Below are 19,584 nucleotides of genomic sequence, written 5' to 3'. Positions count from 1 at the left end.
ATAGGAACTGATTATGACAAAATTGTATGTGCAAACGTTTGCATTAGGTTTATTATTATTCTACAGTTATTTCATATTTACTGCAAGCGTTTTCTTTATTTTTTTTGAAAACATTATTTCAAGTCTAGAATCCTATTGACAATTGCATATTATGTTATATATTAATAGTTATAACAACAAGATTTATCATTATTCACAATTAGAGGGCAATGATTTGTATTCAAACAACCCCGGCTTTTTATGATAAAAGCTGGGGTTGTTTTTTGAAGAGAGGATTGAAGCTAAATTTAATAAACAGGAGGAATGATGACATGTTTTTTAAACAACCTTTTCATGAAATCGTTTGCGCTATTTTATTACGAAAGGAGTTCTTATAAATGATAAAAGAAGCAATTTTCCACCGTCCAAAAAATAATTTTGCATACGCTTACGATGATAATACCCTTCATATTGTTTTGAAAGCGAAGAAAGATGACATGAAATCTGTTGAACTTGTTTTTGGTGACCCTTATGAATGGAAAAATGAGCAATGGCAAACGAATACAAGAAACATGAAAAAATCGGGTTCAACCAGTTTACATGATTATTGGTCGACTGAGGTTAAACCACAATTTCATAGAACGCGTTATGCTTTCCGTTGTACAGATAATGTCGAAACGTGTTTTTATACTGAGCGTGGAATTTTCTCTGACCCACCTAGTGAGATTTCAAACTATTTCTGCTTCCCATACCTAAACAAAGCAGACGTATTCAACGCTCCATCCTGGGTTAAAGACACGATCTGGTATCAAATTTTCCCGGAACGCTTTGCAAATGGAGATCCTTCCAACGACCCAAAAGGCACATTACCATGGGGCGAGGTCAAACCAACACCGACCAACTTTTTCGGTGGTGATTTCCAAGGTGTAATGGACCATCTTGATCATTTGGTCAACTTAGGGATAAACGGGATTTACTTTACCCCTATTTTCAAGGCACACTCAAACCATAAGTATGACACAATCGATTATATGGAAATTGATCCGCAGTTTGGGGACAAGGAAACATTCCGACGATTAGTCAAGGCATGTCACAAACGGGGAATTCGAGTCATGCTTGATGCTGTATTCAATCATAGCGGCTATTATTTTCCACCATTTCAGGATGTGCTTGAAAATCAGGAGAAGTCCCGTTATAAAAAATGGTTCCACCTATGGGATTTTCCTGTCAAAACCAATCCCGCGCCTAACTATGATACATTCGGTTTTGTTAGTTCAATGCCAAAGCTGAACACGGAAAATCCTGAAGTAAAGCAATACTTGTTGGATGTTGGCCGTTATTGGATAGAAGAATTCGATATTGATGGGTGGCGTTTGGACGTAGCCAATGAAGTCGATCATGCATTTTGGCGCGAATTTCGCAAGGTTGTTAAATCGGTTAAACCGGATGCCTATATTTTGGGTGAAATTTGGCATGACGCAATGCCCTGGCTTTTAGGTGATCAGTTTGACGCTGTTATGAACTATCCGTTTACAAATGGAGCGATTGACTTTTTTGCGAAACAGGAAATGAAGGCTAGTACATTTGCCAACTCCATAACGGAAGTATTACACATGTACCCTGCCAATGTGAATGAGGTGGCGTTTAACCTGCTTGATAGTCATGACACGCCACGCATTTTAACGTTGGCTGACGGAAACGTAGACCGTGTAAGATTACTATACCTCTTCCAATTAACTTTTATTGGTACGCCTTGTATCTATTATGGAGATGAAATCGGTATGGCGGGAGGACAAGATCCAGGGTGCCGCGCATGCATGATTTGGGAAGAGGATGGGCAAAATCATGATCTTTTCCAGTTTGTAAAAGCACTAATTGCCTTGCGGAAGTCGCATCCCGTTTACGCTAATGGGGGAAGTTTTCGCTTTCTGGATGTAGACGATGCAAAAAATACGATTGTTTTTGAAAAATATAATAAGAGCAACCATGTCATAGTTGCGGTTAATAATAGCCCTAAGCAAGTGACAGGATCATTTGGGCTTTCAGGTAAGTTTGATGAACGTATTTTTTCAGGAAACGTGTTTAAGAAAAGTCCAATTGAAATCGGAGAATCGCCTATCAAGCTTGGACCCTATAAGTTCAGGATTTTTGAAAAAGTTGGTAAAAAAATGAATGGATAGGAGGAGTAAAAGACTATATCGATGGTAAATGTTTGACCACGTTGAGATGACAAATATGTTAAAAAGCTGGATGTACTAACGCTATAAAGTTAGCAATTCCCCCATAGAAATTCCCCTTCAAGTAAACAGTAATAGGCTTTCTCTTTCCTGTCTACTTAAAGGGGATAATATCATTCTCCCTCACACGATGAAGGATATCAACAGTAGAATTTTCTTCTATATCATCGACAAGTTCAGTTGCTATCCGCCCAATACGGGGTTCCCAATTTTTTAAACTGCGCGGTGTAAAAGCTGCTGATAATAAGGAACGTCTTTTTCGTTGTACTGGAGGATCCCTGTCAGACCTCCAACCACCAAATTCCATCCAAAATATGATACAATCATTTTTAATATCAATAATTACCTACAGAAGGAGACAACCATGCCATACAACGTACTATTCCTCGACATCGACGGAACCATACTAAAACCAGATCATACCTACAGCCCATCAACGAAGGATGCGATTGCCCAGTTAAAGGAAAAGGGTATTGAAGTTTTCCTTGCAACGGGTCGGCCGATTCATGAGATTGCTGAACTGGCTGAAGAGCTTGGTGTTAATTCATTCATTGGATATAATGGCGCACATGCAATATATCAAAATGAATCCATTATTAATGAACCTTTGGACACTAATACAGTGACAGAGTTCCTGAAAGTTGCAGAAAGTAACAGAAATGAACTCGTGCTATATACAAATGAAAAAAATTATTTCACAACCTTTGAAACACCGGAAGTGCAGCAGTTTATTGAGAAATTCCAAATGAAGGAAAATGAAGCCTTTTCCCTCGATATAGTTGACCATGTCCTAGGTGGCACGGTTATCAATATGCAACCGGCTGAAGTACCACTTTACGAAATTGAAGCAGATATCCATCTTTCACAGGTTAACATTGAGGGCGTTAAACATTGCTATGACATCATTCGTAAAGCCGTAAACAAAGGGGAAGCGATCAAGCAGGTACTCAAACGCCTGAACATCCCGGCTGAAAATGCGATTGCCTTCGGGGATGGAATGAACGATAAGGAAATGCTGCAAGTTGCAGGCGTTGGGTTTGCCATGGGAAACGCATCTCCTGAGCTGTTTAAATATGCAAACCGGAGGACAACTTCGGTTGAGGAATCGGGGATATTTAATGGGTTGAAGGAATTGGGGTTGGTGAAGTAGGTCAATAGCAGCCATTTTTCTCAATTTCCCCATCCAGATGTTTTAAAATTGGATGGGGATCTTTTATACATACCCTTCTACAGGAGTCCGCAACATTTTGACTACATAATCATAGTAAAATATAGATATAATAATCATATGGAGGTTTGTTGTGCATGATAAATATCAAACCATCTGCTTCGTAATAACTATAATGAGATATCTTCGCTTTGCAAGGAATCAGGTGAGCCAGTTTATCTGACTAAAAATGGTGAAGAAGGACATGATCCAATTCTATATTACAGGACTGAGGACATCCAAAAAAGTTTTTTATAGTTACAAGTTGAATTTATGGAGGAACGATTTAATTGACTATCGGAACAAATACTTTTTAAGGTAACTATAAAAAACTTCTCTGGCATGGGTTAAAAAAAATCCTTATTATTATGCGATTTTTGGTTTTAATTTTCAGCTGATAATCCACTTTGTCCAGAGTTCTGTATTACATTGGATCATGCTTTCTATGCAAAAAACCTCATCAAGTTTTGTTCTCTATTTCAGCCTTTAGTTGGTTACTCCAGCCTGTTGTGCTCTTTTTCTCTAATATCTGTTTACCCTTCCGTACATATAAGTGACCTTGTTTGGCTACTGATTAATGTTTATCCAACCGAAATCACTTCTCGGGCTAAAAATCTTCCCTAAAAACATGTTTTAAATTGATGGAGAGATTTTCAAAGCTCGTAACGTTGATCACTTCATCATTTGTAAACGTGCCAACATGTTTGTAGTACTCATTCTCCAATACATAAACGTCAACAGTCTCATGTGCAGGATCAACAATCCAGTATTCATTCACACCTGCTTTTTGATAGCAGTTAAACTTAATCATTTTATCCATTTTTGCAGTTGACTTCGATAGAATTTCCACGATCAATTCTGGTGCTCCCGCAATATGATTCTTCATGATTTTTTCTTTGTCACATACAATCACAATATCCGGTTTAACCCATTCGTTTACTTCAGAAGGATCCTTTTTTCCCCAAAGACAAACATCAATCTCACTAATTACCCTGCATGATTGATTCCTAAAAAACATGTTAAATTCAGTGGCAAGCTCCATTGCAATGGATTGATGTTTCACGTTTGGTGATGGCGCCATGTCATATATATGGCCATCAATTACTTCATATTGTATATCGTTATCCAATTTCAGGTATTCAGCATAAGTCAATTTGTTTTCTTGTGGTAAAACCATGCTTTTCCCTCCACTGACCTTTGAATAATGGCTTAAATTGTAAGCATTTTGTTAACACAATTTTTCATCCTATACCCATTATATAATATTTCTTTGCAGGTATACAGTTTTTATTAACGATTGACCATAGTGTTCAGTCATTATGATCTTGCCATGAGGTTGATGTGTAAGTGTGCGGGCTGTCTGTACACTCACGCCACACTTCACCAGTCTACAGGGAAGGCACAGCTGTTTCACTCGTTTCGTCCTGTCTACTGAAAAACTGCTTGGTTACCGGATTATAATAGAGTATTCGTTCAGACGCATCACCCCTGTGCTCAAGCAATAAACGGTATTCCAGTATCGGTACAAAATAGAGTATCCCATTATCGATGTTGATTTCTATTTGCCCATTGTACTTATTGCGAATCTCCTGTAATTGCTTGTCTCTTTCAAGTTTAATGGCCTCCGTTTTTTCAAGATACTCTCTTCTTTTTTCTTCACTTATTCCTTTCCTGTCAGCTCGTCTTTCATTTTCTGCAACAAGTTCTCGATAATAAGTGGTTATTCGATTAATATCCTTATCCATAGCAGCCATTCTCGTTGGATCACTTTTCTGTTGTTCGCTCAACTTTTTTACATGTGCAGTCGCCATTGAAAATGCTTGGGGAACATCAATGGATACAGGAAGTGGGTAGGTATAAACAGGTTCATGCTGATACATAATCCGGCTTTGTTCCCGTTTCATTGTATGGCTTATACGATTCGTTAACAAATTTACCCAAACCTGTCTGGAGGATTCCGTTTTTTCATCGGCTACGTAGGCAACATTGTATTGAAAAACTGCCCACACACCCATAACAGGTCTTTCCTCCATAATCGTAAGTTTGCCTGGGTCTTCCTTTAGAAAATCCCTTATTTTTTTCAATGCATTTCCCAATTCCAGACGGTCCACTTCAGCAAATCGCATTGTACTGACGGTTTGCTGATGGATCAATTCGAGTAGCTGCTCCAGGATGTAGCTCCCAAACGTCACAAATTCTGAATCCGGATTCTCTTGGGCAACCTCATAATCAAAGGAAAGCTGCAATTCTGTTTTATGTTGAAAGTACGGCGCGTACGCTTCAGGGATGAGTACCTGGCACAATCCATACTCCACAGGAATAACGATCCCGCCCAATTGCTCGACTACTTCTGTAACAAACTGCTGCAACTGCATCACTACACCTCCATCAGGTTAAAATAATCGATCATCCAGATGTTTTTGCTTCGCCAGTTTTTGTTTGTTTTTTAACATGACTTCTCCAAGTTGATCCAATTCTGCTTCCACATCTGCTTTTGTTTGCGAATCAACCCAGGCCTTCATCACAAGCTCGGAAAAGTCCTCCTTTTCCTCCAGATCTCCCAGAATGGCATCAACCTCACCGACAACCAGTTCAAACATGTTAATTTTGCGATCCAGTAAATCCAGAATATAATATTCAATCGTATCTTTGGCAGCAAGGTTATAAACAACAACATCGTTTTCCTGGCCAATCCGGTGTATTCTCCCGATTCGTTGTTCAATGGCCATCGGATTCCAGGGAAGATCATAGTTAATCATTCCATGACAAAATTGCAGATTTCTCCCTTCGCCGCCAACTTCGGTACTCACCAATACATCCGCTTCCTCCTTAAACCAGGTTACTTGTTCTTCCTTTTCTTTTCTACGCATCGCCCCGTGAAATTCAGCAACTTGAAAGCCGCGGTCCTTGAGTACGTTGCTAATATACTTTTGTGTAGCAGCAAATTTGGTAAAAACAATCATTTTATCATTAAATTCGGTTAAAATGGAGACAAGTTCATCCACCTTTGTACGGGAACCTGAAGTATTTTCCGCAATCGTTTTTGCCTCATCCAGAAACCGTTTCATGGCTTTCCGCTCAAATTCGGTTAGCTTCTCATTCACACTCAGGCGTTCTAACGAAGGGACAACAGACGTAATGGAGCTGCCGATCTGTTCCTGCAGACGTTTTAGCTGAAACCTGTTCAAGACCGGATGTTTTACATGATAACGTTCCCGAACAAATAGACTAAGGTTGTTATACAAGGCCTTTTCATCGTTTGTCATGTCAATGGTTCGTGTGTAAGCTGTCCGTTTGGTAAAAGTAACATCCACATTACTGCGCTTATTGCGAATCATGACGTCCGCCAGCAGACCTTTCAATTTATCAACATTCTTTGCTTCAATTCCGTCTTTGCTTTCGACAAAATTTTTCTTGAAATAGCTGTACGTTCGTAATTGCCCAGGTTTTAACAGGGTGATCAGATTATACAATTCCTCCAAATGATTTTGCACTGGCGTAGCTGTTAAAAGGAAAATATATTTTTTGTTGATTCCGTTGACGAACTGCCATTTTTGGGTTGTCCGGTTTTTTAAGTGATGGGCCTCGTCCACAATAATTAAATCGTACTGTTCCTTGAAAATGGATTCGCGATTGTTTTTACGTTTTGCTGTATCAATCGAAGCAATGACTTTCGAGTAATGTGCCCACGCGTTTTGACCGTGCTTTTTAAAATCAGGGTGATCTGCCCGGACAAAATCCTGATTGAATTTCCTTTTCATCTCATTCTCCCATTGGCCGACAAGGGATGGTGGGACAAGAATCAGTATTCGCCGCGCCAGACCACGCATAACATATTCCAGCATTGCCATACCTGCTTCAACGGTTTTGCCCAGACCAACCTCATCACTTAACATCACGCGCCCTTTAAACCGGCTCAGCACTGATTTAACCGTTTTCACCTGATAATCAAATGTTTCCAATTCTCGGACATATGGCAAACAAAGCAATTCGTTTTCACTTGGCTGCACCCGATACTGTTCAGCGATTTGGTATAATTGAAACCATTTTTCCGCGTTATTGCTAAAACTTGATAGTGATTCCATCACCTGTTGTGCCCGCTCCTTATGATGCAGGGTGTTCTCTGCATCTACTGGCAATGAATCGTCTTGCCGGCAAACAACGATGCGGTTATCTTCTGTATGGACAACGAGTAAAAATTCTTCGGTGTAAGATGCAAAAAATCCCTTGATTCCTCTCCCCTGCAGCAGCTTTTCATCCCAGTCAATAGTAAACTTTCTCCTTAGTCCCTGATCATTTTCCATCGTAAATGCTTCGTCTGCAATCTGGGTTTCACGAAAAAAGTGAATTAGCGTATCATCCATTTCCATTGCCTGGAGATCGAAAAGTTCTTTATTTACATGAAACAGGATACGTTTCCAATTTGCTTTTCACCCCTATTTATGACATGTACTATCCTATTATTTTAACATACTGAAAAGAAAGTGAGGATATAATGCCAAATTTAATAGATTGGTTTCCCAAATGTAAATCCGGGAAGCCTGCTAATGAAGGTTTCCTTGAGGTTGTCCCCTCTCTGCTACAACTACCGGGATTTCCGTTAATGAAAATGCTGATTCGGATGTAAAAACGGATATATTCATACAGCTGGATGTAACTTTTCCATAACACCGCCCAGAAACTAAACACATCGGGGGGGGAATACGGCGGCCCACCTGAAACAAGTACAGTTGGTCACAGCCAAGCATTAAATATTTCTGATGGAATACATGTATTGGGGACATGGTAAGGCGTTTATTTTGCAAATTTGTTGGACTGCGGAACCGGTGATATCATCTGAAACTGATGCGGTCGTATTAAGGGGGCTCAATATTTTAAACGAGGAACAAAAATTGACAGTATAATAAATAAATTTTATACTATACTTAGAATACGGAACCAAGGTAGCGTTAACTACCCGGTTCTGGCAACTACAAACTGCATTAAGTGCAGTTGGCCGCTGAAACATGTTGCCTATCTACTGAAGTAATCGCGACCTGGGGTGGTGGGCGATTACTTCTTTTTGATTAGATAAACGACAATAGTAACAATAAAAGTTAGTGTTGCAATTTGGAGTAAACTAAACTGCAACGCCAAACTTAATGCTTCATATGTCGTCATCCTGCCACCTCCCTTCCTTAAGCTTTCACGTGGCTTAAGGGACAAGGAACGATGGCCAACCGCCCACAATACCTATGTAGTTGCTATATTAATTTTATCATAACCATTGATAAGTTTATAGTCTAATTAGTGCAAACGTTTGAAAAACTTGATGTGCTCTAGAAACCAAAGATAATAAGGCGAGAAAATGATTACATTGTAAAACATTGAGTCAGACAAGAGTGTGACTCACGAATCAGTTAAACCACCGACTTTACCTCAAAGGTTACCTCCTAGCCCCTATGTACCCCTATCTGGGCCCTGTTTTAGGGCTCCCATCGCTTATTGAAAATATCCCTGTCCTAAAACGAGCTGCATTTTGGGCAAAAACAGCTTTACATCCAGCTCCTTTTTTGCTATTCTTCTATTAACGATTGATTAATCATTCATCAATATAAGGAGACATAACGATGCCATTATCTGAAGAACAGCGATTAAATATGATAAAAAAACGGCAGAAAATCCTTGATAGTGCAATTACCCTTTTTGCATCGGAAGGGTATGAAGGAACGACGATTAAAAAAATTGCAGAATCTGCTGAGGTGAGCTTTGGAAATGTGTTCACATACTTTAAGGATAAGGAACAGCTCTTTTTAGCTTCCGTTGTCGAGCCACTGGGGACCTTTTCGGAACAAGTATTGGATTTCAATACTGATGCGGAAGATCCACTAGTTGAATTACAAGAGATGGTAACGAAACATATTCAATTGTTCGCTGGAGTAAAAAGTTATTTAACACTCGTTGCGCAAGTCGTCGGTCAACCTCATCGTTATCCTGCAGCGTTTGAACAGCTCGATCAGTTCCACGATCAATTAAGGGAGAAAATCAGTTGTCTAATCAAAAACGGACAACATAAAGGGGTTTTGATGAAACAGGATACCATGCCTGTCGCTACTCTCTATACGAGCCTGCTGATCGGCATTCGTTTGAATAATACAGATACCCGTTACAGTAAAATATGGGATCAATATATATCACCTGCTCTTCAGCTTTTTGGACCTATCAACTAGTAGGTCTAATCTTTTACTTTACAAGCGATTGATTGATCAATCATATTTTAGGAGGATAATATGAACATATTCCGTTTTCTTCCAGTCATTCGAATCCGGTTGTTATTGCAATTTCTAACCACGATGGCCACCATGTCCGTCATCCCTTTTATAATTATCTTTTTTCCGATCAGTTAGGAACATTCATTACAGGTTTTCTGTTTCTCGTTGTAATGGCCGCTAATGTGTGCGGTTCCATACTAGGAGGTTATATTTCTGATCAAATCGGTCGTAAACGTGTGATTTTGTTAGCGGAATTCATTATCTTTATTGGATTTATTGGTGCTGCTTCTGTTAATTCACCTTGGCATACATCTCCATATATCACCTTTAGCCTGTTTATTTTTATCCAATTTAGTACAGGAGCTGCTACCCCTGTATATCAAGCATTAATTGTTGATGTGAGCCAGCCAGATAATAGAAAAATGATCTATACGTATGCTTACTGGCTAAGAAATATGGCTGCAGCTATTGGAAGTATGATTGGTGCATTCCTATTTCATAACTATCATTTTTACCTTTTTATAGGTGTGGCGCTTTGTACGCTGATTTCTCTTCTGATTACCTTTTTCTATATACAGGAAACATACATCCCTATAACAGAAAAAGCTGTAATGAAAAATGGTTTACAAGGAAAAAAACAGCCCCTGCAAATACTGCAAACATATAAAAACGTACTCGCTCACAAATTCTTTTTCACATTTACGATTGCGGCTTTACTCATCGTATCTGTTGAGGAACAACTAACCAACTACATTGGTGTACGACTAGTCAACAAAATTAATGAACCGGTGCAGCTTCTGCCACTGTTTTCTCTGCAAGTCGATGGCATGAATCTAGTCGGTATGCTGAAAACGACAAATACATTAATCGTAGTTTTTTGTACCATGCTAATTGCGAGGATAATAAAGCGTTGGAATGAGCAATTTGTTTTGTTAACCGGACTGTGTCTCTTTTTTATCGGCTACACCATCATCAGTTATAGTACTTTCCCATTCCTGTTAATGATTGCAATGGTTATCGCATCTATCGGGGAAATGATGTATGCACCTATCCAACAAACGATGCTTGCGAATACTGTTCCTAATCATAAACGCAGTTCCTATATGGCAATATATACGATTGCTGTCTTCCTTGGGGTCAGTACAGCCGGAGTTTTTCTCATTATTAGCAGCTGGCTTCCACCAATTGTGCTGACCATCATGATGGCTGTGATGGGCCTGATTAGTACTGGTCTGTTATTTCGGTTGACCGAAAGAGAGAAATCGCCCATTGAAACCGGGAAGTCGCTGATCGAAGCGAGAAGTCGCCGATCAAAAGCGAAAAGCCGCTGATCAAACGCGAAAAACCGCTGATCGAAAACGAAAAGCCGCCGATCAAAAGCGAAAAGCCGCTGATCGAATCCAAAAAGTCGCTGATCGAAAACGAAAAGCCGCCGATCGAATCCAAAAATCCGCCGATCGAAAGGGAAAAGCCGCTGATCGAAAACGAAAAGCCGCTGATCGAAAACGAAAAGCCGCCGATCGAAAACGAAAAGCCGCCGATCGAATCCAACAATAAATCAAAAATTGTTTAAACGTTTGCGCAGCATAGTAGGTTCCCGCTTTATCCTTTCCAGCAAGTACAATTTTGCTTATGTCTATTTTGGCTGGAGGCAAGTACATACCCTTCTTTCTTTAATTCCCCTGGCCCACCTACTTGAAGCTGCTCTAGTATCTTTTCAGGGTCCGGATAAACAGAGCCGAAATCGGATTTCGATTTCGGCCCTTTTTTGTAACTACGCTGTACAGCTTGTGTCCCTCTCAATCTATTTTATAGTTTGAACAGCCTCATCTCTTAACAAGCGGATAATAGGGCTCGTAACGCGGATTCGTATAGTATGGCGGTCTCTTTACAATAACAGGCATCAACCAGCTATGTTGGAGATAATTCATTTTTACTTTTTCATCTGATTGGTCAACTAACAGCCACTTTACCTTAGGGTTAAATTCAATACGCAATTGTGACACCTCCCTATTTAGCATTCTACGTAAGGCTAGAGGCTTTGGAGCAAGTCCATCGTTGCAATATATCCAGACACGCACATAGACGATCGCCTAATCATACATTACATAGGATAAACATCAGAGGGAGGTTATACGTTTGTATCAACAAGACGACCCTAGTAACAATAATGAGCAAATGCCAACAGAGAGTGAATTACGAGAAATACGAGCATACCAAAAATGGTTTGAGGAAAATAAACAAACAAAACCATATCCGCTCTATCCGAATTACGGAAAGATAACGCGCTATCAAGAGGTTCCATTAGCTAACCCTGAACAACGCCAGCTAAAACAGCCAGGCCACGAAGACCTGATGGTTCCAAAACCAATTATTGAAAATCCTAACTACAAAGGCAGCGGGAAGCTGAAAAATAAGGTAGCTTTGATAACTGGTGGAGACAGTGGAATGGGAGCAGCAGCGGCAATTGCGTTTGCAAAAGAAGGAGCAAATGTAGCTATTGCTTATTTGGATGAACACGATGATGCAGAACGAACCAAGAATAGGATAGAAGAACTTGGTCAACGCTGTCTCCTATTACCAGGAGATTTAAGAGAAAAGCAACAATGTAAAACCATTGTCAAACAAACAGTTCAGACATTTGGCGGGCTGGATATTCTTTGTAATCATGTAGGCATTCAATTTCAGCAAAATAGTCTGCTGGACATTACAGATGAGCAATTTGATGACACATTCAAAGTAAATATTTACGCTCACTTTTATACTACCAAAGCTGCTTTACCACATTTAAAACCAGGAAGCTCAATCATTGGCACAACATCCGTGGTTACTTATGCAGGGGAACCCTTATTAATTGATTATTCGGCAACAAAAGGGGCGATTGTCGGGTGGACACGATCACTTGCCAAAAGTCTCGCGGGTCAAGGGATTCGGGTAAATGCCATTGCACCGGGAAGAATATGGACACCACTTATCCCTGCGAGCTTCTCATCTGATGAAAATGCCCTGCATGGGAACAACCTATTCAACCGTATCGGCCAACCATTTGAATTAGCCCCGACATTTGTCTATCTCGCTTCAGATGACTCACAACTGGTAACGGGGCAAGTATTGCATGTGGATGGTGGAGAATCAACCAGTTCTTAAGTTGATTCCCCAAAACACTTGATTAAGTTGCCTAAGTGTTTGAGCTAAACAACATCCGCTCATTGAATATTAGAAAAATGTCACTTGTCGCTAAAGATTTGGTGACAAGTCACGTTTTTCTTATACTTTAATCCTTTAACAAAGCAGAAATTTCTTAAAGTGCAAAAAGATAAAACGCCTAATCTGCCATGTTTAGATTAGGCGTTTTAAGTTACGTTGTACATTCAAATACGTCAAACGAGCTGCGGTATCCATTCTTCATTCCATGAACGATAAGTTAAAAATCCGTTAAATTTGGCAAACCCTCGCATTCCACTTGATTAATGTTTTCTATTGCTTACATCCATTTTAAAAGGTAACCCTGACACATGAAAATATATGTCGATATTTCCCGGGAAATAGATATTATTATCATTTGCTCATTATTCATTTTCGAGTATAATCGGGGTTATTTTCGACAGGACGAGCCAATTGCACACAATTGTCACTCATTGGAATAACAATTCCTTTTCAGCTATGTAGATTAAGGTGAAAGCTATTTTTCATTGATATATTTATCTTCATTATAAATGAGCAAATTGCATTTCCAGTTTTCCTTTTAGATTCGTTCAGATTAATAATATTTCGTTTACTGACTCCTGAACATCATGGATCTGATCCCATAATAACGTAGCATCAATTCCCTCATTAAGCTTCCACTTATCTAAACGCTTCATGGTTTACTCTCACCGCTTTCTGCCTCATTCTAGCAGTTGGATTGCACTTGCCGCCTTTTCTTCCGTATCCTTTAATGCTTTCACTGAATTTATTGTCGCTTCCTCATTGTTTAACAATAAGGTTTTATAGGACGTTATTACTTGATCAAGCGTTTGATTAATCATGTTCAACTTATCTGCTGTAGCAAGCTGATTATCGGTAATCGCAACCACAGATGTTGGCTTTAACGATTGAACAGAAGCTCTCAATTCAGCTAGTGTATTTTCTACATCCTCAAAAATAAGTTTGATCTCTTCACTCATTATTTCGCCATCTCCTCTCGCCGCTGCGCTTTCAAATCACTTAAGTTTGCATTTTTAGCTGCATAGTCACTTTGCAAATCACCGATCGTTGCTTTTATTTCTGCAATTTTATCAGCTATTTGCATAATCATCCCGTCTAATTGGTATTCCGATATGGATTGATAGCTTGTTTGGATTTCCTCGATGCGAAATAAATGGAATTGCGTTGCCAATTGTCCATTCCAAGTATGTACGGAGAGTTCCGGGTCACAACAGTACTTTTGATTTACCTTGAATTCTTCCTGATAGTCCTCAAGCTGTCCAAATAAAGTTTTCAACCGTTCTAAGTCATCCCGTTTTTGAATAAGCTGTTGATTCGTGGAGTAAATGGAGCTTTGAAGGGTAGAGATTTGATCATCGATAACATATAACATTTCCATTTGCGTCACCTCTAGGTCATCACGTCCGGCAAGAATATTTTACCAGCCATCTACTCATTATATGGTATTTTTGCCCTGTTCGAAAGGGGTATAAATGACTATTTTTAACTCAATTTGGATAGGCATTAAGTTTCGAATAGACTCAAGTCGGGGACTTTAATCCGGAAAAAATTATTGATAGGATCCCGAATAGTGCTAATTATTCGCCACCAATAGCTGCAAACTGAATAAGTCAGTTGGCCACTAAAACAAGTGACCAGCTGAATCGTGACTAGAGTCGGAGTGATGACTTCTTCTAATTAGGTTGACGACAAGCCTTATAAAAGTGAAAGTATCAAAAGTGATGATTCTGCTCCGGCTCAGTAAATTTGGGCCTATTTATCAGTTGCTCCAGGAAAATCAGGCAGCATGGTCCAATCCGTTTAGGCATTCACCTGTTTAGTTAGGCAGCATATACATAATACATATCTAATAAAGTGACTGAGAGGGGATCCAGCATGTATCCGAAATATCCTTATTATGGGTATGAACAAAAGTGTGAAAAGGTTCCTGTAACCTTTCCACCACAACAACAATACCGGCAGCCGGGATTTGAATATTTGATGGAGCCTCGCCCGATTTATGATAATCCAAACTATATTGGAACAGGCAAGTTAAAAGATAAAGTGGCGATCATCAGCGGCGGGGACAGTGGTATCGGAAGAGCAGTGGCAGTAGCGTTCGCCAAGGAAGGAGCCAATATTGTCATTTCCTACCTTGATGAGCACCAGGATGCTGTAGAAACGAAGCAGGCGATTGAGCAACTCGGAAGACGCTGTGTGTTAATACCAGGTGATTTAAGGAAGGAAGAGGTCTGCCAGCATGTGGTCAATGTTACTGCTGATTTATTTGGAAAAATAGATGTTCTTGTTAACAATCATGCCGTTCAGTTTATCAGAGACAGCTTGCTGGATATCAGTGCAGAACAGCTGCAAGCTTCGTTTCAAACGAATATCTTATCATTTTTCCATTTGACAAAAGCTGCCCTCCCCCATATGCCTGCGGGAAGCAGTATTGTTAATACCACATCGGTAAATGCATATATCGGACGTGAAAATTTAATCGATTATTCTTCTACAAAAGGAGCGATCGTCAGTTATACAAGGGCACTGGCCAAAAATGTTGTTGAACAAGGTATCCGAGTCAATGCCGTTGCCCCCGGCCCGATTTGGACGCCGCTTATTCCAGCTACATTTACACCAGAAATGGTCAAATCGTTTGGAGCCGACGTACCAATGAAAAGAGCGGGGCAGCCGTTTGAGCTTGCTCCGGTCTATGTCCTGCTCGCATCAGATGATGGTTCCTATATAACCGGACAGACAATTCATGTCAACGGAGGGCAATTTGTTTCTTCCTGAAGTAGCATTCATTCAGTGGAGACTCATTCTCCGCCACCAAATTAGTCCAAATAAGGACGAAATTCTCCTGGCACCAATCAGGGACACTACTTCGGATATCCACGTTTCCTGTGATGTCCACACACTCCTGAAAAAATAAATTTTCTTTTCAAGCCTGTTTATTAACACCATCACTATCATAAAAAGCCCGTAAAGCGGTAACGCAATTCGTGACAGGATGATAATCGGTTTTTGGAGGAGGGCTTTTGATATTGCTGTATTTTTGATTGTTCCTGTTCAGCATTTGATACCAGCCCCCTCTTTTTTGATCAATCAGAAATTCCCAGCTGTATGCAAAAATTTGGTCGTAAAACTCCCAATAGGTTGGATCATCTGTTTTTGCAGCAAACAGGGCAGAAGCTCCAATTGCCTCTGCTATCACCCAATAGACTTTATCCGAATCAATGATCTCGCCTGCTGGTGCCATGCTGTAGAAAATTCCTCCATTCTTGTAATCAATTCCTTTATGGACAGCCTGATCAAATAACAATTTTGCATGGGGAAACATCCATGGCTCATATAAATGCTTCTCCAGGCGTTGAAGCAGTTTACTCCATTCGATCGAATGCCCGAAAATATATCCATACGGACGGAATTCATCTTTTGTATTTCCTTTATTATAGTTCCAGTCAATTTTCCAGTCCTCATCGTAATGTTCCCAAATCAAATAACCTGATTGCGGGAGCAGTTTGAATATAACGGAATAGGCAATACGATAGGCTCGCTGCAAATAACGCGCTTCACCTGTAGCCTCATATGCCGTCAACATCGCTTCACACAAATGCATATTCGCATTTTGTCCACGATACGAAGATACGGTTTGCCAGTCTTTCGAGATTTCATCTACATACAGCCCATCCTGTTCTCTCCAAAAATGGCGTTCCAGTATGTCATAAACCTCCGCAATTATTCCTCCTGCATAACTAATGCCTGCTTTATAAGCGGTGGCTACAGCTATTAGGACAAAGGCATGACCATAGGCCTGTTTGCTGGAATCCTCAACCTTGAGCATCTTAAGTACCCAATAATATCCACCGTTTTTCGGATCCCACTGTTGATGCTGTAAAAATTTTAACCCCCATTCTGCCATCTGTTTATAGCAGGATGAATCGCTGATCATAGCTGCAATGGAGAAAATATAAATAAACCTGGATTGCCCAACAAGATGCTTCGTTTTTTTATCACAAATTGTCCCATTATCCAGAAAGCAGTTTATATAACCTCCTGTCTCAGCATCAATACAACGCGGGGCATAAAAGTTAACGGTATCGACAATATGCTGCTTAAGAAACGCTTGATCTTTGAAATTGGGGAAGTCCATATCCTTGTGATACCACCTTATCATTAAAGGAATTTGGTTTACCCTATGTTTCATTTACCAGCAATATTCTTATTGAACTGATTTCTTTTATCACGAGGAGCGTCATGCAAGCTAGTATTATTGTGCTACTACTGCAAATGATACTGCTTCTCATTTCCCCAATCCAATAGAATTACTTATCCAAATAATAATCATTGTCTCCCCGGAAACAGTAGATCAAATATTTGGATCTCTATTCCTGTAAGTGGTAATGTAAAAGTATTATGGAAAGGAGTGGATCGTTATGAGTATATCAATTCCAGAGATCACACTTAATGATGGCGTTACTTTGCCCGTTATAGGTTTTGGTACATACAAACTTAATGGAAATGAAGGGGCCAATGCCATAACTAGTGCAATTGATGCAGGTTATCGCCTGATTGATACTGCTTATAATTATGAAAACGAAGGAACGGTAGGCGAAGCCGTTCGCCGCAGTTCTGTTCCAAGGGAAGAATTAAGGATTACATCCAAATTACCAGGTCGTTATCATGCGTATGATAAAGCTGTCACTACCATTCAAGAATCCCTATATCGCGCGAATCTGGATTATTATGATTTGTATCTTATTCATTGGCCCAATCCAGAACAAAATCACTACGTAGAAGCTTGGCAAGCATTAATTGATGCAAAAAAGTGGGGATTGATTCGTTCAATCGGTGTTTGTAATTTCCTTCCTGAACATATCGAGCGGTTAGAAAAGGAAACTGGTACGAAGCCGAGCATCAACCAAATAGAATTACACCCATTTTTCAACCAGGAACAACAAAGAATATGGCACGAGGAGAACAACATTATAACAGAATCCTGGAGTCCATTAGCTCGGGCAAATGCGGTTTTACAAAATGAAACAATTGGAAGAATTGCCAGCTATCATAACAAGACGATTTCACAAATTATTTTACGTTGGCATTACCAACTAGGGGCAATCCCAATTCCTAAATCTTCATCTCCTGAACGGCAACTTGAAAATATATCAATTTTTGATTTCTCTCTAAATGAAACAGAAATCAATGCAATCGCGGCATTAACTCGCCCAGATGGCAGAATTAACAATCAAGATCCTGCAACTTATGAGGAATTTTAACAATGAGTGCGTGTTTATTTTTACGAATTTGATGGGCAACGAAATCAGAAGTATCATGTTAAACTGATGGGGTATACCAAAGGGAACGTGATATTTTAACGAATGCACAAAAAATTGACAGTATAATAAATAAATTTTATAATATACTTAGAATAAGGGAACCAAGGTAGCGCGAACTACCCGGTTCCGACAACTACAAACTGCATTAAGTGCAGTTGGCCAGAGTTTCAATATGTTTTTTCTGAAGAAGTAATTGCCGGCCTTGGGTTGGGGGCGATTACTTCTTTTTTGTCAGATAAACGACAATCGTAACAATAAAAGTTAGTGTTGTAATTTGGAGCAATCCAAACTGCAACGCCAAACTTAATGCTTGATATGCCGTCATCCTACCACCTCCTTTCCCTAAGCTTACACATGGCTTAAGGGACAAGGAACGATGGCCAACCGCCCACAATACCTATGTAGTTGCTACTTATAATTTATCATAACTTTTGCAGGATTGGTAGGCTAGTTCGAAGCTCTTTTAAACGATTCATTAACTAAAGGATCACACAAATGTGTGGACATAAATTTTCAATTGAATGGAGCCTCACTACACTATTCCTTTCTAATCATTCATCTCTTCCAATTCCTTCAAAACAACCGAAATTAACGGATGATTAGCATCAAACCCGGAAACAGTTTGTAATGTTTGCTATATCCTTTTTCTACAATCATTTGCAGCAGCTTAACCGCTTCTTCATCCTGTTCATTATGGTATTCCAGGGCGGTCGCTATTGTTTTCGCAAGATGGAATGGAGCCATTTTGGTGACCTTCATATACATACTGGCTGGGCGAATCAGTCGATCTTTTGGTCCTAGTTTACATACTGGTGCTCGCCCTACTCTGGTAACCTGATAGGAAATATACGGGTTCATAAACTGCTGAATAATCTATTCACATAAGTTTAGTGTACTTCCCTTGCGAATTGATAAGTTTGGATAATCGCCCAGATGGCAGAATTAACAATCAAGATCCTGCTACTTATAAAGAGTTTTAACAATACGTACGTGTTTATGGCAATGAAATCGGAAGTATCTGTAAACTGATGGGGTAATAATAAGGGGAACGAGATACTTGAACCAACGCACAAAAAATTGACAGTATAATTAAATAGAATTACAATAAAAATAGAATAAGGAACCGAATAGCGCTAACTATCCGGTTCCGGCAACTACAAACTGCATTAAGTGCAGTTGGCCAGCTGTTAAAATGTATTATCTAAAGAAGTAATCGCTAACCTTGGTCGGGGCGATTACTTTTTTTTAATTAAATAAACGACAATCGTAACAATAAAAGTGAGTGCTGTAATTTGGAGCAATCCAAACTGCAACGCCAAACTTAATGCTTGATATGCCGTCATCCTACCACCTCCTTTCCCTAAGCTTACACATGACTTAAG

Annotated in this window: 18 protein-coding genes and 1 pseudogene; 7 read left to right on the top strand and 12 right to left on the bottom strand. The window is 39.7% G+C overall.

The genetic code is table 11. From position 1 onward, the window contains the following. The first annotated feature begins 377 nt into the window (after positions 1 to 377). Positions 378 to 2,159 (top strand): alpha-glycosidase, encoded by a 1,782-nt coding sequence (locus IEX12_RS03715; RefSeq protein WP_088052353.1) that lies wholly within the window; start codon positions 378 to 380, stop codon positions 2,157 to 2,159. A gap of 190 nt (positions 2,160 to 2,349) precedes the next feature. On the opposite strand, the pseudogene IEX12_RS23280 reads toward IEX12_RS03715, so the two are convergent. Beyond that, positions 2,350 to 2,493 (bottom strand): annotated as a pseudogene (locus IEX12_RS23280) (cytochrome P450); the annotation flags it as partial. 87 nt (positions 2,494 to 2,580) lie between these two features. Here IEX12_RS23280 and IEX12_RS03710 point away from each other — a divergent pair. Then, on the top strand, positions 2,581 to 3,366 hold the full coding sequence (locus IEX12_RS03710) for an HAD family hydrolase (protein WP_088052351.1): 786 nt from the start codon (positions 2,581 to 2,583) through the stop codon (positions 3,364 to 3,366). Between the two features lie 664 nt (positions 3,367 to 4,030). On the opposite strand, the gene IEX12_RS03705 is transcribed toward IEX12_RS03710, so the two are convergent. The 4 genes from IEX12_RS03705 to IEX12_RS23275 all read right to left on the bottom strand — a co-directional run bounded on the left by IEX12_RS03705 (position 4,031) and on the right by IEX12_RS23275 (position 8,583). Continuing rightward, complete coding sequence (locus IEX12_RS03705; RefSeq protein ID WP_088052350.1) at positions 4,031 to 4,600, bottom strand: Uma2 family endonuclease; 570 nt, start codon at positions 4,598 to 4,600, stop codon at positions 4,031 to 4,033. 211 nt (positions 4,601 to 4,811) lie between these two features. Beyond that, on the bottom strand, positions 4,812 to 5,798 hold the full coding sequence (locus tag IEX12_RS03700) for a hypothetical protein (RefSeq protein ID WP_102414593.1): 987 nt from the start codon (positions 5,796 to 5,798) through the stop codon (positions 4,812 to 4,814). Between the two features lie 18 nt (positions 5,799 to 5,816). Beyond that, positions 5,817 to 7,787, bottom strand: a complete 1,971-nt coding sequence (locus IEX12_RS03695; protein WP_286170885.1) for a DEAD/DEAH box helicase — start codon at positions 7,785 to 7,787, stop codon at positions 5,817 to 5,819. Positions 7,788 to 8,475: 688 nt separating this feature from the next. Next, positions 8,476 to 8,583, bottom strand: a complete 108-nt coding sequence (locus IEX12_RS23275; RefSeq protein WP_235000461.1) for a putative holin-like toxin — start codon at positions 8,581 to 8,583, stop codon at positions 8,476 to 8,478. 449 nt (positions 8,584 to 9,032) lie between these two features. On the opposite strand from IEX12_RS23275, the gene IEX12_RS03690 reads away from it, so the two are divergent. Beyond that, entirely contained in the window at positions 9,033 to 9,632 is a 600-nt protein-coding gene (locus IEX12_RS03690; protein ID WP_088052349.1) for a TetR/AcrR family transcriptional regulator, read from the top strand. 212 nt (positions 9,633 to 9,844) lie between these two features. Further along, positions 9,845 to 11,005, top strand: a complete 1,161-nt coding sequence (locus IEX12_RS03685; protein WP_371871262.1) for an MFS transporter — start codon at positions 9,845 to 9,847, stop codon at positions 11,003 to 11,005. Positions 11,006 to 11,500: 495 nt separating this feature from the next. Here IEX12_RS03685 and IEX12_RS03680 read toward each other — a convergent pair whose 3' ends face one another. Beyond that, positions 11,501 to 11,671 (bottom strand): hypothetical protein, encoded by a 171-nt coding sequence (locus tag IEX12_RS03680; protein WP_188724683.1) that lies wholly within the window; start codon positions 11,669 to 11,671, stop codon positions 11,501 to 11,503. A 181-nt stretch (positions 11,672 to 11,852) separates the two neighbouring features. Between IEX12_RS03680 and IEX12_RS03675 the strand changes: the two genes are divergently transcribed. Next, the gene (locus tag IEX12_RS03675) at positions 11,853 to 12,821 is read left to right on the top strand and encodes an SDR family oxidoreductase (RefSeq protein ID WP_088053511.1); all 969 of its coding nucleotides are present in this window, start codon (positions 11,853 to 11,855) and stop codon (positions 12,819 to 12,821) included. Positions 12,822 to 13,561: 740 nt separating this feature from the next. On the opposite strand, the gene IEX12_RS03670 is transcribed toward IEX12_RS03675, so the two are convergent. Together IEX12_RS03670 and IEX12_RS03665 are read right to left on the bottom strand one after the other, a co-directional pair. Next, positions 13,562 to 13,840, bottom strand: a complete 279-nt coding sequence (locus tag IEX12_RS03670) for a YwqI/YxiC family protein (protein WP_088052346.1) — start codon at positions 13,838 to 13,840, stop codon at positions 13,562 to 13,564. Beyond that, entirely contained in the window at positions 13,840 to 14,259 is a 420-nt protein-coding gene (locus tag IEX12_RS03665; RefSeq protein WP_088052345.1) for a YwqH-like family protein, read from the bottom strand. The genes IEX12_RS03670 and IEX12_RS03665 overlap by 1 nt, the downstream gene beginning before the upstream one ends. 497 nt (positions 14,260 to 14,756) lie before the next feature. Here IEX12_RS03665 and IEX12_RS03660 point away from each other — a divergent pair, with 497 nt between their 5' ends. After that, positions 14,757 to 15,656: an SDR family oxidoreductase gene (locus IEX12_RS03660; RefSeq protein WP_102414591.1), complete on the top strand. Its 900-nt coding sequence runs from the start codon at positions 14,757 to 14,759 to the stop codon at positions 15,654 to 15,656. A gap of 148 nt (positions 15,657 to 15,804) precedes the next feature. Here IEX12_RS03660 and IEX12_RS03655 read toward each other — a convergent pair whose 3' ends face one another. Further along, positions 15,805 to 17,016 carry an AGE family epimerase/isomerase gene (locus IEX12_RS03655; protein WP_188724682.1) on the bottom strand — a complete coding sequence of 404 codons (1,212 nt, stop codon included), beginning with the start codon at positions 17,014 to 17,016 and terminating at the stop codon, positions 15,805 to 15,807. A 283-nt stretch (positions 17,017 to 17,299) separates the two neighbouring features. Between IEX12_RS03655 and IEX12_RS03650 the strand changes: the two genes are divergently transcribed. Beyond that, positions 17,300 to 18,142 carry an aldo/keto reductase gene (locus IEX12_RS03650; RefSeq protein ID WP_102414589.1) on the top strand — a complete coding sequence of 281 codons (843 nt, stop codon included), beginning with the start codon at positions 17,300 to 17,302 and terminating at the stop codon, positions 18,140 to 18,142. 277 nt (positions 18,143 to 18,419) lie between these two features. On the opposite strand, the gene IEX12_RS23270 is transcribed toward IEX12_RS03650, so the two are convergent. The 3 genes from IEX12_RS23270 to IEX12_RS23260 form a co-directional block, all read right to left on the bottom strand. Continuing rightward, the gene (locus tag IEX12_RS23270) at positions 18,420 to 18,527 is read right to left on the bottom strand and encodes a putative holin-like toxin (protein WP_235000460.1); all 108 of its coding nucleotides are present in this window, start codon (positions 18,525 to 18,527) and stop codon (positions 18,420 to 18,422) included. Positions 18,528 to 18,790: 263 nt separating this feature from the next. After that, positions 18,791 to 19,060 (bottom strand): mannitol dehydrogenase family protein, encoded by a 270-nt coding sequence (locus IEX12_RS23265; protein WP_123057226.1) that lies wholly within the window; start codon positions 19,058 to 19,060, stop codon positions 18,791 to 18,793. Between the two features lie 377 nt (positions 19,061 to 19,437). Then, positions 19,438 to 19,545 (bottom strand): putative holin-like toxin, encoded by a 108-nt coding sequence (locus IEX12_RS23260; RefSeq protein WP_250889759.1) that lies wholly within the window; start codon positions 19,543 to 19,545, stop codon positions 19,438 to 19,440. Positions 19,546 to 19,584 lie beyond the last annotated feature (39 nt).

It is taken from the genome of Lentibacillus populi (genome assembly GCA_014642895.1).
GTDB classification, from domain to species: domain Bacteria; phylum Bacillota; class Bacilli; order Bacillales; family Amphibacillaceae; genus Lentibacillus_C; species Lentibacillus_C populi.
The sequence above is the reverse complement of the archived record's forward strand: the minus strand, read 5'-3'. Positions and strand labels throughout refer to the sequence as shown.

What these genes read in the sequence shown, in the direction of transcription:
- IEX12_RS03700 (WP_102414593.1), bottom strand. Translation starts at nt 5,798, where the DNA reads ATGCAGTTGCAGCAGTTTGTTACAGAAGTAGTCGAGCAATTGGGCGGG.
- IEX12_RS23270 (WP_235000460.1), bottom strand. Translation starts at nt 18,527, where the DNA reads ATGACGGCATATCAAGCATTAAGTTTGGCGTTGCAGTTTGGATTGCTC.
- IEX12_RS03670 (WP_088052346.1), bottom strand. Translation starts at nt 13,840, where the DNA reads ATGAGTGAAGAGATCAAACTTATTTTTGAGGATGTAGAAAATACACTA.
- IEX12_RS03695 (WP_286170885.1), bottom strand. Translation starts at nt 7,787, where the DNA reads ATGGATGATACGCTAATTCACTTTTTTCGTGAAACCCAGATTGCAGAC.
- IEX12_RS23265 (WP_123057226.1), bottom strand. Translation starts at nt 19,060, where the DNA reads ATGAACCCGTATATTTCCTATCAGGTTACCAGAGTAGGGCGAGCACCA.
- IEX12_RS03660 (WP_102414591.1), top strand. Translation starts at nt 14,757, where the DNA reads ATGTATCCGAAATATCCTTATTATGGGTATGAACAAAAGTGTGAAAAG.
- IEX12_RS03690 (WP_088052349.1), top strand. Translation starts at nt 9,033, where the DNA reads ATGCCATTATCTGAAGAACAGCGATTAAATATGATAAAAAAACGGCAG.
- IEX12_RS03715 (WP_088052353.1), top strand. Translation starts at nt 378, where the DNA reads ATGATAAAAGAAGCAATTTTCCACCGTCCAAAAAATAATTTTGCATAC.
- IEX12_RS23275 (WP_235000461.1), bottom strand. Translation starts at nt 8,583, where the DNA reads ATGACGACATATGAAGCATTAAGTTTGGCGTTGCAGTTTAGTTTACTC.
- IEX12_RS03705 (WP_088052350.1), bottom strand. Translation starts at nt 4,600, where the DNA reads ATGGTTTTACCACAAGAAAACAAATTGACTTATGCTGAATACCTGAAA.
- IEX12_RS03685 (WP_371871262.1), top strand. Translation starts at nt 9,845, where the DNA reads ATGGCCGCTAATGTGTGCGGTTCCATACTAGGAGGTTATATTTCTGAT.
- IEX12_RS03655 (WP_188724682.1), bottom strand. Translation starts at nt 17,016, where the DNA reads ATGGACTTCCCCAATTTCAAAGATCAAGCGTTTCTTAAGCAGCATATT.
- IEX12_RS03665 (WP_088052345.1), bottom strand. Translation starts at nt 14,259, where the DNA reads ATGGAAATGTTATATGTTATCGATGATCAAATCTCTACCCTTCAAAGC.
- IEX12_RS03650 (WP_102414589.1), top strand. Translation starts at nt 17,300, where the DNA reads ATGAGTATATCAATTCCAGAGATCACACTTAATGATGGCGTTACTTTG.
- IEX12_RS03710 (WP_088052351.1), top strand. Translation starts at nt 2,581, where the DNA reads ATGCCATACAACGTACTATTCCTCGACATCGACGGAACCATACTAAAA.
- IEX12_RS03675 (WP_088053511.1), top strand. Translation starts at nt 11,853, where the DNA reads ATGCCAACAGAGAGTGAATTACGAGAAATACGAGCATACCAAAAATGG.
- IEX12_RS23260 (WP_250889759.1), bottom strand. Translation starts at nt 19,545, where the DNA reads ATGACGGCATATCAAGCATTAAGTTTGGCGTTGCAGTTTGGATTGCTC.